The following is a 13,881-nucleotide window of genomic DNA, read 5'->3' on the forward strand; positions in this document are numbered from 1 at the left end:
TCAGGGTCTTCGGTTTGTCTCTGGGCGGGCGGCTCGGCCGCTGCTCATGCCGCTGCTGATGCCACTGCTGGTGGCGTAGCCGCGGCGGCGCGCGGTTCTGCGTGGGACGTGGTGGCCGAGGGCGGGGACGACGTGCCAGCGTCCGCTGCTGCCGTTGATGAGGACGAGTCGTCCGCGGTGGACTTCGTGGTGGTGGAAGGAGCACAGCAGGATGCCGTGTTTCACATCGGTGGGTCCGCCTTCGCTCCATTGTCGCGCGTGGTGCACTTCGCACCAGCGGACGGGTGCGCTGCACCCTGGTGCTCGGCACTGTCTATCGCGGACAGCGATGGCCCGGCGTCGGGCAGTGGTGAAAAGCCGTTGTTTGCGGCCGAGGTCGAGGATCTCGCCATTGGCGTCTCGAGTCGCGACTCGGGTGAAGCTGTCGCACAGCATCTGTGCGGCGACGCTGGGCGGGATCGGCTCCCCGGTGCGCTCGAGGTGGGGGACGTCCTCGGGGCGTTCCGCTGTTCCAGCGAGGCCGGCTTCGGTGGTCACGATGATGACCGTGGGCGCTTCGCCGCCGGTTCTGGGCGCGTCGGGTGACTCGGCGTAGGCGCGCACGACCATCGTCAACGCGTCCATGCGCTGCTGTTCGATCGACCGCGGATCCACCAACGGAACCTCGACGTCGTCATCGCTCTCACCGCCATTGGGGTCGTCGCTGTCACCCTCGCCGCCATTGAGGCCGTCGTCGTCGTCGTCGTCGTCGTCGCCGTCGCCGTCGCCGTCGCTGTCGTCGCCGCTGAGCGCGTCGCTTTCACCTCCCCAAAGTCCGTGGCAATCACTGCCGCCGCTGTCGGCCACCGACGGGAATCCATCGGATCCGAGGGCTGGGGCGAGTGGTTCCCCGCACTCGGACGTGGCTGGGAACTCCACTTTCCGCCTCGGCGAGAGCAGTGCATCGAAGACCGACAGCAACTGCTCGCCCTGCTCGGGCGTCGCCGTGAACTTGCCAACGACCGCGCCGTCACTGCGGCGAGAGATCCACAGGCCGCGCTCCTCCGCGATCTTGTCGGCCCGCGGTTCGTCGCCATCCGGGTCGAGGTATGACACCCACGTCGCGGCTTGCACCTCCAACACCTTCGGCACGGCGGGCTGCTCGTCCTCAGGGTTCAACCCGCACGCGGACGCCACGAGCTCCACCTCGGCCCGCGTCAATTCGTCGACCTCCACGCGGTTCCCGGTGTGATCCAGACCCTTCGTGATCGCCGACGCCTGCGCCACCGACATGACCCCTGAACCGACCGCGTTCGACACGGCCGCGTACCTGGGCGGGATCGGCTCGCCCGTGATGCTCATACGCTCCCGCGTCGCCGCGGCCACCCGAACGAGCGTGCTCGCCTCGAACGGCCGCACGGCGAGCACCTGCTCCAGCATCGCGGTCAGGTTCCGGAATCCCGACTTCCGCGCCACCGACTCCGCCCGCGGCGACTCATCCTCCCGCCGCAGCAACTCGCCAGCGACCTCTACCAACGCCGCGTCCAGCACGCGCCTGCGAGCCGCCAACTCCCGCAACACGACCACGATCTCCGCATCCGGAATCCCCGTCAACTGGCACCGCGCCTCGAGCAGCGCATCCACCACAGCCGTCTCCATCGACGACCGGCGATACGCCTCCTGCTCCGACTGCGATGCCACGATAACCTCCCCCAAGATCACGACCAGCCTAGCTCAAGGACCCGAATAAATCCAGTCATTCACCAGGTATTTATTCTGTGAATTGGTTGATATCTTCGAGAGTGGTGTGAGGGAATCGAGCGACGGAGTCTGGTGCGTTGCACGACGCGAGCCCCCATCGGCTGATTCGTCACCCGGATCTGCTCGACGCTTCGGTCCACCAGATCACAGACCACCGACAAAGCGCGCACCCGCACCTCAGCTCGCCCCTCTCGCGGTGGCATCTCTCATTCAGCGCCCCGGTCAGGTTGCGCTGTCGACGCGATCCGCTTCGCTCGCGGTCGCCCTGCGTTGCCTGCGCCAATGCTGGTCATAGCGCCTTGCCCTGACTCGCATCGCAATGTCCGCCATCCCGCGAAGCCGCGAAGCCGCGACGCCCGGATGACGACGCTTGCAGGGCGGTGTCCGCACCGCGATGCCCTGCGTCCCGCGAAGGTGCGAAGGCGCGACGCTAGGTTCCTCGGCCCGCGTCCAGAACGCCCACAGACATGCCGCCCAACGCCGAGGGGCCAAGTCGCGGCCGTAAGATGCCCCTCGACTTGGGGCTATGTCGCCGATGCCACGAAGTGGCTGCAAGGTGCTGCTCGACCCGGGGCTCCGCCGCCGGTGCCTCCACCTGGCCGGAAGCTACTACTCGGCTTGGGGCTATGCGGCCGCTGCCACAAGGCAGCCGGAATCGAGCCGTCGACTCGGGACTCTGCCGCCCATGTCACGACGTGATCCGAAGCTACCCCTCGACTCGGGGCTCCGCGTCCGACGCCTCCACGCAGCCGAGGCTATCCCTCGACTCGCGGCAGCGCCGCCGATGCCACGACGTCCCCGGTCTTGCCGCGGATCTCCACGCTCGTGACCTCCTCGCGGAGTGCGGCCGCGTTGACGGCGCAGTTGATCTCGACCTCTGAGCCCAGGAAGGTCCCCGAGCCGACGTCTTCGCCCGCGGCGTCGACGACGACCACCGAGTAGAACTCACCGCTCGGCAGCCCGTTGACGGTGAGTAGCGTCTCGGTGCCCCAGGTGTGAGCGACGACGCTGCCATCGATCTCGACGCCGACGGGTTCGCCTTGGAAGTCGACGGGCTCGACGGCACCGAGCGTTCCGGGGTCGCCGACTGGCGGCGGCGTTTCAGGGCGGGGGAGGAAGAAGCCGCCGACGACGCCGACCACGAGGCCGACGGCAGCGATTCCTGCGAGCAGGGCGCCTCCGAAGCGTGGACGACGCATCGGTGTGACAGGCGTGCCGCCGACCTCGCCGACCTCGTCGCGTCCACCAGCTCTATCAATGCCTCTGCGCGCGGCGACAACGTCACCTGCGTCAGCTGTGCCGGTAGCGCCAGCTGACCCATCCGCGTCAGTTGGTCCGACCAGACCAGCGGGTCGAATGTGTCGGTCCTCGTCGCCGAGTTCGCGGCTGTCGACGCCGCCATCTGCAGCCCCTAGTGCCAGCACGGCATCGCGAAGCTCGTCGCCCGGCGTCGCATCCACCCACTCGGGAAGCCCCGAGAGCTGCCCCGTGAGGGCCCGGAGTTCCTCCAGCTCCGCATCGACTGTGGGGTCGGATGCTCGCATGCGCTCGAGTTCGGCTGCTTCGGTTTCGGTCAGCTCGCCCACGAGGGCGGCGGCGATGAGCTCGGCGCGGCGGTCTGCGTTGTGGTCAGTCACGAGCTCCTCCTGTTTCGTCGAGGTGACCGCGGGCGGCGCGGAGGCCGTAGAAGACGCGGGTGCGGAGAGTGGCGACGGGCACCCCGCAGCGGGCGGAGAACTCAGCGTAGCTGTAGCCCGTCAGGTGGATGGCGACGATCGCTTCGCGCTGTTCGTGCGGCAGGCGGGCGAGGGCTTCGGTGAGTCCGAGCCCGGTGAGAGGGTCGGGTGTCTCGGCTGCCGGCTCGCCGGTGTCTGTCGGGGGATCGCTCGCTGAGATGCGGGGCAGTCGTTCGCGGGCACGCAGCGCGTCCGCGATGACGTTGCGGGCGATGGCGAACAGCCAGGTGCGCTCACCGCCCTTGGTGTGATCGAAGCTGTCGCGGGCCCGCCACGCTCGCAGGAATGTCTCCTGCACGCAGTCCTCAGCGAGCGCACGGTCGCGGAGAGCGTTGACGCTGAAGCCGAGTAGCACCCCGCCGTGGTCGCGGAACGCAGAGTGGAGGTCGAACGAGTGTGGCGCATCCGCCATCCGTGCGTGTCCTCTCGTTGTCGTCCCCCTTGCGGGGTCAACGATAACGGCACTGCTCACGGTTCCTCCCTCCGGCACCTCAACTGCGGTTGGTAGAGACCAACGGCGGTAGGTAAAGGGGTGTACTCACGGAATCGGTGCCGCGTTCAGAATCGGCGCGAAAAACTTGCGCGAAGAATCTCCGCCAAGACCTTCCGCGAAGAAGTTTGAGAAAAGTTCAGGCAGTCATGAACGCGGGAGGGATCGGCGCCGTATGCCCCTGTACGACGGCTCCACCGGGGAGCTGCGAAGCAGGAAGGCACCCCTCATGCCCAAGCACACGTTCGCGAAGTCGCTCACTCTCGGCGCCACAGCTGTCGCCGCCATCGCTCTTGTCGCTGCCGCGCCCGCAACCGCGGAGACGGAAGTCTCCGAACCCGACTCGTTCACGAGCGCCTACACGGTCATGGCGACCCCGGATGCGGTCATCAACAACGATGGCGATGTGACGCCGGGGGAGCCCGGTTCGATGGGCCAGTTCGACTTCCGTATTAACTCCGACCTGAACATCATCTGCTACGACATCACCCTCACGGGTGTGACGGGCGAATACGAGAGCCCGGCGAAGACCGCGACGCACATCCACGAAGCCGCCGAGGGGCAGGCCGGCCCGCCGCGCATCGCGTTCCCGAACCCCACCGACAACGGTGACGGCACGCGCACGAGCAGCGGCTGCCTTGAGGGTCCGTTCACGACGGGCCTCAACAGCGACGCGGGTACGGACACGGGCGAGGGGTTCACGCTCAAGCAGATCGAGGCGAACCCGGCCGGTTTCACAGGCGACTCGCACACGGCTGACTTCAAGGCCGGCGTCGTGCGCGGCCAGCTCGTGCAGGTGCCGGTCGGTGGCGTCGACACGGGCGCCGGCGGCGCTGCTGCTGCCGGTGGCCTCGACGCCACGACGCTCGGCTTCCTCGGCCTCGGTGGCCTCGCCGTGGTGGGCGCGGCTGGCGTTGCGGTTGCGCGCAAGGCTCGCGCCGCGGGTCAGTGACCACGAAGCTCGTTCGATTGCCGGGGCGCGCACTGCGCGTCCCGGCGCTCGCCGTTGCAGCTTTGCTCCTTGTGAGCGGATGCGCGGCCGCGCCGAGCGGGGTGGGTTCAGCTCGCGAGGTCACCCGGTCGCCGGCGGCTTCCACCGAGGTCACGCCGGCGGCCCCGGCCGAGGCTTCGAGTGTGGCGCCGTCGCCGGAGGCACCATCTCCCGCGGGGACGGGCGGCGTCGAGGTGCTGCCTGAAGGCATCGAGCCGACCGCCGTCTCGATCCCCGCCATCGACGTGGAGGACACGCTCATCGACCTCGGCATCGCCGCCGACGGCAAGATGGAGGTGCCCGTCGATTTCGACGAGATCGGCTGGTTCACGGGCGGCGGGAAGCCTGGTGGGCGCGGGCCGACGGTCATCGCAGCGCACGTTGATGGCCTGGCAGGCCCTGCCGCGTTCTTCCGCCTCGACGAGCTCGCTTCGGGTGACGTCGTCAACGTGACCGACGCCGAGGGCGGGGTCACGAGCTACCAGGTCACCGAGGTTGTGACCGTCGACAAGGCGGAGTTCCCGACGGCGCGCGTCTTCGGCGCTGTTCCGGGGGACGAGCTGCGGCTCATCACGTGCGGTGGCTACTTCGACCGCGACGTGGGCCACTACGACAAGAACGTCGTCGTGTTCGCGGCGGTGGTCTAAGGGCTGCTGGCGTCCGGCGCCTCGCTCAGAAGAGCGTGCCGGACGCTGTGATGATGCCGACACTGATGATGGTGCCTCTGCCGGATGCTCGCGGATGCTCGCAATCCTGATACGGCACGGCTCCGAATGGTGTGCGGATGTGTCGAAGCATCCGGGTTCCGCTCTCCGCTCTCCGGGTCGGGGGACCCTCTCCCTGTGGCGGCTTCCAAGCGTCCGACTGGAAGCTCCAGAAGTGAGGTCCGTGACGATGCTCACGCTTGAAGCAGCACCGGCAGCACCGGCAGCACCGGCAGCACCGGCAGCACCGGCAGCACCGGCAGTACTCGCCGTATCCGCCGTGAGGGAGTTGCCGAACCGCACCCGTACGAAGGCCATGGCTCAGTTCCGGAGCGTGGCCGCCCCAGACGACAGCGACGAGTTCCTCGCGGGGCTCGCGTCGCTCGGCGATGCCCGCGCCTTCGACCTGCTTGTGCAGCGATACCGAACCCTCATGTACGTCTGCGCTCGCCGGCGCCTCGGTTCCGACGCCGAGGCCGAGGACGTCGTGCAGGAATCACTCGCGCAGGCCTGGACCAAGATGTCGACTCTCAAGGACCTCGCGGCCGTGCGGTCCTGGATGCTGCGCATCGTCACATCCCGCAGCGTGGATGTGCTCAGGCGCCGACGCGAGCACGACCGGGTCGACGAGTGGGAGCCCGCAGCGTCGGAGAACGAGTCGCCGACGACAAACGCGCAGCTCGCGCTCCTTTCCGCAGCTCTCCACGTCGCCCTCTCGAACCTCCCCGAGCAGCAGCGCCGATGCTGGGTCTCGCGGGAGCTCACGTCGATGAGCTACCAGGACATCGCCGACCAGCTCGAGATCCCCGTGAGCACCGTTCGCGGGGCCATTGCGAGGGCGCGGAAGGCGCTTGCGGTTGCGATGGCGGATTGGCGGTGAGTGGAGCGGCTCGCTCTGGCAGGGCGGACTGGCGTTGATCGGGCGAGCGGGCTTGCCCGCGATTAGCGCGGCTGGACGCGCCGTCGGACTGGTTTCCCCGTTTCTCCTATCGGCCGAGCCATCCGCCGTCCACGGGCAGGATCGTGCCGTGCACGTAGTCGGCGTACGGAGTACAGAGGTACACGACGGCGTTCGCGATGTCTTCTGGCAGCGCCCACCGGCCAGCAGGGATGCGTTCGTTGAGCTGCCTGAAGCGATCGGGGTCGGCGAGCAGTGCCTCGTTCATGTCGGTCTGCACGTAGCCGGGGGCGACACCGTTGACGTTGACGCCGTGTGAGGCCCACTCGTTGCTCAGTGCCTTGGTTAGCTGCGCAACAGCACCCTTGGATGCTGCGTACGCGGGCACCCGCAGGCCGCCCTGGAAGGAGAGGAGCGACGCGAGCGTGACAATCTTGCCCTCACCCCGCGCCACCATGTGGGCTCCGAAGCCCTGGCTGAGCTGGAACACCGCGCTCGTGTTGATCTGCATGACCCGGTTGAAGTCTGCGAGCGGAAAGTCGACGGAGTCATGGCGGATCTGCGTTCCAGCGTTGTTGACGAGGATGTCGACGGCGCCGATCTCGGCGATCGCCGCCCCGATCGAGTCTGCGTCCGCGAAGTCGACCGAGACGCCCGTGAGGCTGCGCTCGAGCTCGTCGGCCAGGCGAAGGAGGCTCGGTGAGACCGGCCCGCGTTGCAATGTCGTCACGTCCGAGCCGCTCCGCATGAGCGTGGCGGCAACCGCTTCGCCGATGCCGCGCGAGGCTCCCGTGACGACGGCTTTCTTGCCATGCAGTACGTCGTCAAACATCCGCTGCCCCCTTGGGCGCCCGGGCGGCCAGCGCGAGAGCGTTGACGGTGTTCCGGACCTCGCGCCCGGCGCAGACGTCCAGGATGTTCTGCATGGCGCGGCGCTTCAACTCAGAGAATGACTCCTCGCTGTACCAAGCGGCGTGGGGTGTGAGCAGGACCTGCTCGAAACGCAGGAGCTCGCTCGTGAGGGGGAGTGGCTCCTCCTCGAAGACGTCGAGTCCCGCGGCCGAGACGATGCCGGAGTCGAGCGCTCGAACGAGCGCGGTCGTGTCGACGACCCCGCCTCGACACGTGTTGACGAGCTTGATTCCGCGCTTCATGCGCGCGAACGCGTCGTCATCGAGGATGTGCTTCGTCTGCGGGATGAGCGGCAGGTGCAGCGAGAGGATGTCAGACTGCGCGAGGAGCTGATCTGGGCTCACGACAGGCGTTCCGTCTGGTGTTGTCTCTCCCGGCCTGAAGCGTGGATCGCTCCCCATGACGTTGAGTCCGAGTCCTCGCGCCTTGCGCGCTGTCGCCTCCCCGATGAGGCCGAGCCCGTACAGGCCGAGCGTCGTCGCCGAGAACCGGTGCAGTGGCTGCGCGGGGCCGAGGTCGGAGATGCCGCGGCGCATTCCCTTGTCGAGCACGGGCAGTCCGCGCAGGAGTGCAACGATGTGCGCTATCGCGTGGTCGCTCACGTCTTCGGTGCCGTAGTCGGGCACATTGCAGACCGCGACGCCATTCGCGGTCGCGGCCTCGACGTCAACCGTGTCGACTCCGACGCCGTAGCGGCCCACAGCTCGCAGGTCCGGCAGTGCGGCCAGCACGTTCGCGGTGACGGGCGCGTACTGCGTGAGGATCGCGCTCGCGCCGCGGGCTGCGGCGATGACGTCGGCTTCACTGCTGCACTGCGCGAGAAGCAGCTCGTACCCGGCCTCGTTCGCGATGACGCGCTCGATCTCGACGCTGCCATGGTCGCAGTCGGTGATCACCACTTTTTGGGCTTGCTGCATGAGATCCTCCCGTGGACATAGAATTTTGAGACATCATTCCATAATCCAAGGTTAATGTCGCCCGCTAGGAGTTCGGGGTCGAAGCTAGAGTCCCTCTGGTGCTCCGAGGACGGCGGAGACCCGGCGGCCCGCGCGGATGACTCGGTCGCCGAGTTCATGCAGGCGCTCATCGGTGTCGAGGCGGTTCGATGGGCCCGCGATGCTCAGTGCCGCGCACACGACGCCCGAGAAGTTGAAGATGGGCGCCGCGACTCCTCGAATGCCGTCCCGGTTCTCGCCTCTGTCGATCGCATAGCCGCGGTCGCGAGTCTCCGCGAGGTCGCGGTAGAGCTGGTCGAACGAAGTGATGGTGTGCACTGTGCTCCCGACCAGGGCCTCGGGGAGGCGCTCGCGCCTCTGGTCGCTCGGGAGCTGGGCCAGGATCGCCTTGCCGATCGCGGTCATGTATGCGGGTCGTGTGTCGCCCACCTTGCTGAAGATGCGGATGGGGTTCGGGCTGTCGACGAGTTCGATGTAGACGACGTCCTTGCCTGTCAGGACGCCGAGGTGCGCGGTCTCTCCCGACTCGGCGACGAGCTCGCGGAGCACTGGAAGTGCCGCCCTGCGGTAGTCGAGGCGACTCAGGTACTCGGCGCCGAGCTTTGCCGTGAGCATGCCGAGCGAGTAGACGCCAAGCTCTTCGTCGAAGTGCAGCATGTCGCGCCTCGTCAGGGTGAGGAGCATCCGCTGCGTCGTCGCCTTGCTGTATCCGAGGATGCCGGTGCACTCGGCCAGGGTCACGCCCGGGCGCGGTGCGGCCGCGATGTACTCGAGGATGTCCATGGCCTTTTCGAGGCTCTGGGTTCCCGTTACTCGCTCCGCTGAGGTCAGCCCTCCCGATGAGATCACTCGATCAGTCATGGATTTCCATTCTTCCTGGGCGGGCTGTCGCGGCGCCATGGCGATCGGCAGTGCTCCGGCACATTTTACAAAGCTGCAACGAAATTTCTATTGCAAGTGCTCGTGAGCTTATGGGACAGTGTTTCAAATTTCAACGCGTGCCAGTCAGCTTGGAACGCAGCTCCGCTCAGAAAGGTGCATGACATATGGGCGCATTCCCCCTCGACCCAGTCAGCCAGCAGAACCTCGCCGCGATACCTCTCGGCCCCAGTGCGAACCCGGCACGCGTCATTTCCGGCGCACCGGAAGCCCACGAGCTCGTCCTCCACGAGGATGCAACCACTGAGATCGGGGTCTGGGAGATCACAGCCGGGAGCTTCCACTCGAGCAAAGTCGGCATCTCCGAGTACATGTACTTCCTCGCAGGCACCGGAACGATCACTCGAGAGTCCGGAGAAGTCGTGCCGTACCGCCCAGGGGACTACATCTCGCTGCCAGATGGCTCACACGTCGTGTGGGATGTACAGGAGCGAAGCCGCAAGCTGTACGTGATCACGCAGTCGCCAGCATGACCGTGCTCAGCCCCGAGCAAGGGCCAACGATGTCCCTGAACACGACGGGGATCCCAACCCCGCGTCCGCCGAAGCGCTCGGTGTTCGACCTGGCACGCCTTCCGAAGATCGCCCTCGCCCTCGCAGCGACTGGCTTCTTCGTGATCTTCTTCTTCTGGCCCCTCTTCGATGTGGTGCTCCGCAGCGTCAGCGTCGACGGCGTCATGAACTGGGCTGACCCCCAGTTCACCCTCGACCATTACTTGCGCATTCTGCAGGACGACTACCTGCACCTTGTCGAGTGGCGCACCGTGGTGCTCGCCTTCAACTCGACGCTCATCACCTTGCTGCTCGGATTCCCAGTCGCCTACTTCATCTCCCGCCTACCGGGCAAGGCGGCAGGCATTGTGCTGCTCCTCGTGCTCATCCCCTTCCAGGTGTCGATCGTCGTCCGCCTCTTCGCGCTGACGTCGATCCTCAGCCCGAACGGCCTCCTCAGCCAGGCAGGGCAGGCCATGGGCGGTGAGAGCTTCTCACTGCTCTACACCCAGGGCGGAACATTGGTCGGCACGGTCATGTACCTCCTGCCCTACATGATCCTCATCCTGTACTCGGGCATGACAGGCGTCGACCACAACGTGATCCTCGCGGCCAGGACCTTGGGCGCCAACGGCGTGCAGACCTTCGTCAAGGTGTTCCTGCCGCTCGTGCGCACCTCGATCCTCAGCGCCACACTGCTCTGCTTCATTCTCGCGCTCAGCTTCTTCATCGTGCCCGCCATCCTCGGCGGCCCGCAGGAGCAGACGGTCGCCGTCTACATCCAGCAGCAGATCGACCTCTTCGAATGGGGCGTGGCGTCCGCACTCGGCGTCGTCTTGCTGCTCGCCACGCTCATCCTCTATATCGCGGTTATCCGAATCGGCGGGGGATTCCAAGCGCCGGGCATCGGAGGACAGACCAAGGGGGTGAGCCAGGAGCAGCGCTTCAGCTGGACCCCCGGCACCGTCTTCACCGGGGCCGTGACCCTCGTCGCTCTGGCAGTGCTGCTGCTGCCGGTGCTCATCGTCTTCCCGCTGTCGGTGGGGGAGACGCAGACCGTGGTGTTCCCGCCGCGCGGTTTCACCCTCCAGTGGTATGGAGAAGTGCTCACCACCACAACGTGGCTCAACCCGATCGTGCGCAGCCTGCTCGTCGCGACCCTGACCGGCATCTGCTCCACTGCGCTTGCGCTGTACCTTGCTCGCGTCGTACAGACCGCAAAGTCAGAGCGCACCAAGGTGATGGTCTCAGGGCTCGCGTTTGCCCCGATCATCACGCCAGCCATTCTGCTCGCCATTGGCATCTACGCGGTTGAACTTCGACTCGACCTCGCTGGCACCATCCCCGGGCTCGTCTTCGCGCACACGCTCGTGTCGTTTCCGCTCGCCTTCGCGATGATCAACACGTCGCTGGCCTCCCGCGGGCTCGACCTCGAGACAGCCGCCTGGACCATGGGGGCATCACGCACCACGGCGTTCTGGAAGGTGACCATGCGCGGCATGATTCCCGTGCTCATCGGGGCCTTCGGTCTTGCCTTCATCACCTCGTGGGACGAAGTGGTGCTCGCGCTCTTCCTGCAGACCGGGCCGGTCAAGACCCTCCCCGTCACCATCTACCAGTACCTGGAGAGCGGCATCGTTCCCACAGTTCCCGCGATCGCCGCGATGCTCACGCTCCTGGTCGTCGCCGTCATCATCATCCAGCGCATCACGCAGTCGCGGAAGGCCGCCGCCGCGGCCCGCGCAGACAAGAAATGAGAATCGACATGTCGTCCACGAACGCAGACGCCACGGCAGGCGGCAAGCGCGGCGAAGTCAACGTCGACAAGGTGACCTGCGACTTCAGCGGAACCCGGGTTCTGCACGAGACCGACCTCACGGTCAAAGCCGGCGAGTTCTTCACTCTGCTCGGACCCTCCGGCTCAGGCAAGACCACGCTGCTCCGCATCATCGCCGGCCTCATCGACTTCACGTCCGGCCGCGTGTCGATCGACGGCTCCGATGTCACCAGACTCCCCACGCAGCAACGAGACATCGGGTTCGTCTTCCAGAACTACGCCCTGTTCCCGCACCTCACGGTGTCGCAGAACATCGCCTTCGGGCTCAAGCTGCGCAAGGTGCGCGGGCCCGCGCTGGCCAAGCGAGTCGACGAGATCCTGGAACTCACGGAGCTCGGAAACCTCAGAGATCGCCACCCATCGCAGCTCTCGGGAGGGCAGCAGCAGCGTGTGGCCCTCGGCCGAGCACTCGCGCAGCGACCACGCGTGCTGCTCCTCGACGAGCCGCTCGGCGCGCTCGACCGCCGGCTGCGGCAGGACCTCGGCTCCGAGATCCGCCGCATCCAGCAGGAGTCGGAGACCACCGCGATCTACGTGACGCACGACCAGGAGGAGGCATACATCCTCTCCGACCGGATGGGCGTGATGGAGGCGGGTTTCATTCGGCAGGTGGGTGCGCCCCGCGATGTGTACAGCGCACCGACGAGCGCCTTCGTGGCGAACTTCCTCGGCGAGACCAACACGTTCCCCGGCGAAGTACGTGGGCAGGAGGCGGGGGCGACCGTCGTGCGTGTGGGTGACTACGCGATCAGCGCGACCGGCCAGCCCAAGCTCGCCGCCGGAGAAGCCTGCACCCTGAGCGCGCGCCCCGAGCAGATCCGCCTGAGCGTCGACCTCGCCGCCGTGCCCGCGGGCTTCCAAGCCGTCGCCGACGTGACCGTCACAGAAGCCCGCTTCTTCGGCCAGACGATTCGCGTGCGCCTCTCCGACGCCAACGGCTCCTACCTTGTCGACCTCGACTCCTCAGATTCCATCCCCGAGGCCGGATCACCCGCTGTCATGAGCATCCGCTCGCACAGCGCCGTGGTTCTCCCCGCCACTCGCTAATCGCATCAACGGAAGGAACGCACATGCAGAAAAAGCTGTCCAGGTTCACCTCGATAGGTGCCCTCGCAGTAACCGGAGCCCTTGTCCTCACGGGATGCGGCTCCGCTGGCCCCGAAGCCGGCGCAGGCGGGGACTCGTCCGGGCTCTCCGGCGACGTCCTCTTCTACGACACGAGCGGTGGCGACGTGTGGGAGGGGCTCAATGAGACCCTCTTCGCCGACTTCACCACGGAGACCGGCGTCACGGTCACCGACGACTACAACGAGGCGTCGACGAAGTTCTTCGCCGCAGCGCAGAACGGCGCCGTCGACTGGAGCCTCGTGTTCCTGCCCTCGCTCAGCGACGCGCAGGAAGCTGCAGAGAAGGGCTACCTGGCGGAGATCGACACGAGCATCGTGCCCGTCGACAAGCTCGTCGACGGCACGTACTCGGAGACCGGCATCGAGGTCGGCACGTTCGGCATGGTGCTCGCCTGGAACACTGAGAGCTTCCCCGCAGACGCGCAGCCCCAGACCTGGAGCGACCTCTACGACACCACTGCGTTCCCAGGCAAGCGCTGCTTCTTCAACAACCCGCAGTACGGCTGGACTCTCGAATCCGCACTCCTCGCCGACGGCGTCGCCGCGGACGAGCTCTACCCGCTTGACGTCGATCGCGCCTTCGCGAAGCTCGACACCATCAAGAACGACATCACCTGGTGGTCGAGCGGCGCCCAGTCGATCGAGAGCTTCGAGAACGGCTCCTGCGACCTCGGCATCGTGTGGGCGAACCGCGCCTCCGTTGCGGCGCAGAACGGATTCCCCATCGACGTGAGCTGGGATCAGGCCGGTTACGCGAACAGCGTGTGGGCCATCCCCGCCGACGCACCCAACCCGGAAGCCGCGCAGCACCTGCTGAAGAGCGTCATCGAGAACACCGAGGGGCAGATCGCCTTCGGCTCACGCGTGCCGACCCCCATCCCCGCAGCCACGAAGGGCCTCGAGGTTGACGGATTCGCCGCCGAGGTGCAGCCGTTCCTTCCTGTCGGCGAGAACACCGAGACCGCGATCACGCTGGACGCTGATTACTACAAGGCCAACAACGCCGACCTCACCGACCAGTTCAACCGCTGGGTCGCGCAGTAGTCATTTGCCGGGCCCG

At 66.7% G+C, this 13,881-nt stretch carries 14 protein-coding genes; 7 read left to right on the forward strand and 7 right to left on the reverse strand.

Annotated features, from left to right (window positions below; all coding sequences use genetic code 11):
- The 3 genes from C5B85_RS04670 to C5B85_RS04680 form a co-directional block, all read right to left on the reverse strand.
- Window positions 1-1,680, reverse strand: coding sequence for an HNH endonuclease signature motif containing protein (locus tag C5B85_RS04670; protein WP_146077845.1), 1,680 nt, complete (start codon window positions 1,678-1,680; stop codon window positions 1-3).
- Between the two features lie 815 nt (window positions 1,681-2,495).
- Entirely contained in the window at window positions 2,496-3,377 is an 882-nt protein-coding gene (locus tag C5B85_RS04675) for an anti-sigma factor (protein WP_104284889.1), read from the reverse strand.
- Window positions 3,370-3,888, reverse strand: coding sequence for an RNA polymerase sigma factor (locus C5B85_RS04680; protein ID WP_104284890.1), 519 nt, complete (start codon window positions 3,886-3,888; stop codon window positions 3,370-3,372). The genes C5B85_RS04675 and C5B85_RS04680 overlap by 8 nt, the downstream gene beginning before the upstream one ends.
- A gap of 307 nt (window positions 3,889-4,195) precedes the next feature.
- On the opposite strand from C5B85_RS04680, the gene C5B85_RS04685 reads away from it, so the two are divergent.
- Both C5B85_RS04685 and C5B85_RS04690 read left to right on the forward strand, forming a co-directional pair.
- Window positions 4,196-4,918, forward strand: coding sequence for a CHRD domain-containing protein (locus C5B85_RS04685; RefSeq protein ID WP_104284891.1), 723 nt, complete (start codon window positions 4,196-4,198; stop codon window positions 4,916-4,918).
- Window positions 4,915-5,604, forward strand: a complete 690-nt coding sequence (locus tag C5B85_RS04690) for a class F sortase (protein ID WP_258070586.1) — start codon at window positions 4,915-4,917, stop codon at window positions 5,602-5,604. Before C5B85_RS04685 ends, C5B85_RS04690 begins: the two co-directional genes overlap by 4 nt.
- Before the next feature lie 25 nt (window positions 5,605-5,629).
- On the opposite strand, the gene C5B85_RS19500 is transcribed toward C5B85_RS04690, so the two are convergent.
- The gene (locus C5B85_RS19500) at window positions 5,630-5,755 is read right to left on the reverse strand and encodes a hypothetical protein (protein ID WP_258070587.1); all 126 of its coding nucleotides are present in this window, start codon (window positions 5,753-5,755) and stop codon (window positions 5,630-5,632) included.
- Window positions 5,756-5,851: 96 nt separating this feature from the next.
- On the opposite strand from C5B85_RS19500, the gene C5B85_RS04695 reads away from it, so the two are divergent.
- Window positions 5,852-6,541, forward strand: a complete 690-nt coding sequence (locus tag C5B85_RS04695; RefSeq protein ID WP_258070615.1) for an RNA polymerase sigma factor — start codon at window positions 5,852-5,854, stop codon at window positions 6,539-6,541.
- 106 nt (window positions 6,542-6,647) lie between these two features.
- Here C5B85_RS04695 and C5B85_RS04700 read toward each other — a convergent pair whose 3' ends face one another.
- From C5B85_RS04700 to C5B85_RS04710, 3 genes are all read right to left on the reverse strand, one after another.
- A complete protein-coding gene (locus C5B85_RS04700) occupies window positions 6,648-7,391 on the reverse strand; it encodes an SDR family oxidoreductase (RefSeq protein ID WP_104284893.1) in 744 nt (247 codons plus the stop codon).
- Window positions 7,384-8,388 (reverse strand): C-terminal binding protein, encoded by a 1,005-nt coding sequence (locus tag C5B85_RS04705; RefSeq protein ID WP_104284894.1) that lies wholly within the window; start codon window positions 8,386-8,388, stop codon window positions 7,384-7,386. The genes C5B85_RS04700 and C5B85_RS04705 overlap by 8 nt, the downstream gene beginning before the upstream one ends.
- A gap of 84 nt (window positions 8,389-8,472) precedes the next feature.
- Window positions 8,473-9,288, reverse strand: coding sequence for an IclR family transcriptional regulator (locus C5B85_RS04710; protein ID WP_181064279.1), 816 nt, complete (start codon window positions 9,286-9,288; stop codon window positions 8,473-8,475).
- A 185-nt stretch (window positions 9,289-9,473) separates the two neighbouring features.
- On the opposite strand from C5B85_RS04710, the gene C5B85_RS04715 reads away from it, so the two are divergent.
- Genes C5B85_RS04715 through C5B85_RS04730 form a run of 4 tightly spaced genes read left to right on the forward strand, consistent with a single transcriptional unit; the run spans window position 9,474 to window position 13,865 of the window.
- Window positions 9,474-9,839, forward strand: coding sequence for a cupin domain-containing protein (locus C5B85_RS04715; protein WP_104284896.1), 366 nt, complete (start codon window positions 9,474-9,476; stop codon window positions 9,837-9,839).
- Window positions 9,836-11,614, forward strand: coding sequence for an ABC transporter permease subunit (locus tag C5B85_RS04720; RefSeq protein ID WP_104284897.1), 1,779 nt, complete (start codon window positions 9,836-9,838; stop codon window positions 11,612-11,614). Before C5B85_RS04715 ends, C5B85_RS04720 begins: the two co-directional genes overlap by 4 nt.
- 8 nt (window positions 11,615-11,622) lie before the next feature.
- The gene (locus C5B85_RS04725; protein ID WP_181064280.1) at window positions 11,623-12,741 is read left to right on the forward strand and encodes an ABC transporter ATP-binding protein; all 1,119 of its coding nucleotides are present in this window, start codon (window positions 11,623-11,625) and stop codon (window positions 12,739-12,741) included.
- Window positions 12,742-12,764: 23 nt separating this feature from the next.
- A complete protein-coding gene (locus tag C5B85_RS04730) occupies window positions 12,765-13,865 on the forward strand; it encodes an extracellular solute-binding protein (RefSeq protein WP_104284899.1) in 1,101 nt (366 codons plus the stop codon).
- The last annotated feature ends 16 nt before the right edge of the window (window positions 13,866-13,881 follow it).

It is taken from the genome of Pseudoclavibacter sp. AY1F1, assembly GCF_002931075.1.
Classification (GTDB): domain Bacteria; phylum Actinomycetota; class Actinomycetes; order Actinomycetales; family Microbacteriaceae; genus Pseudoclavibacter.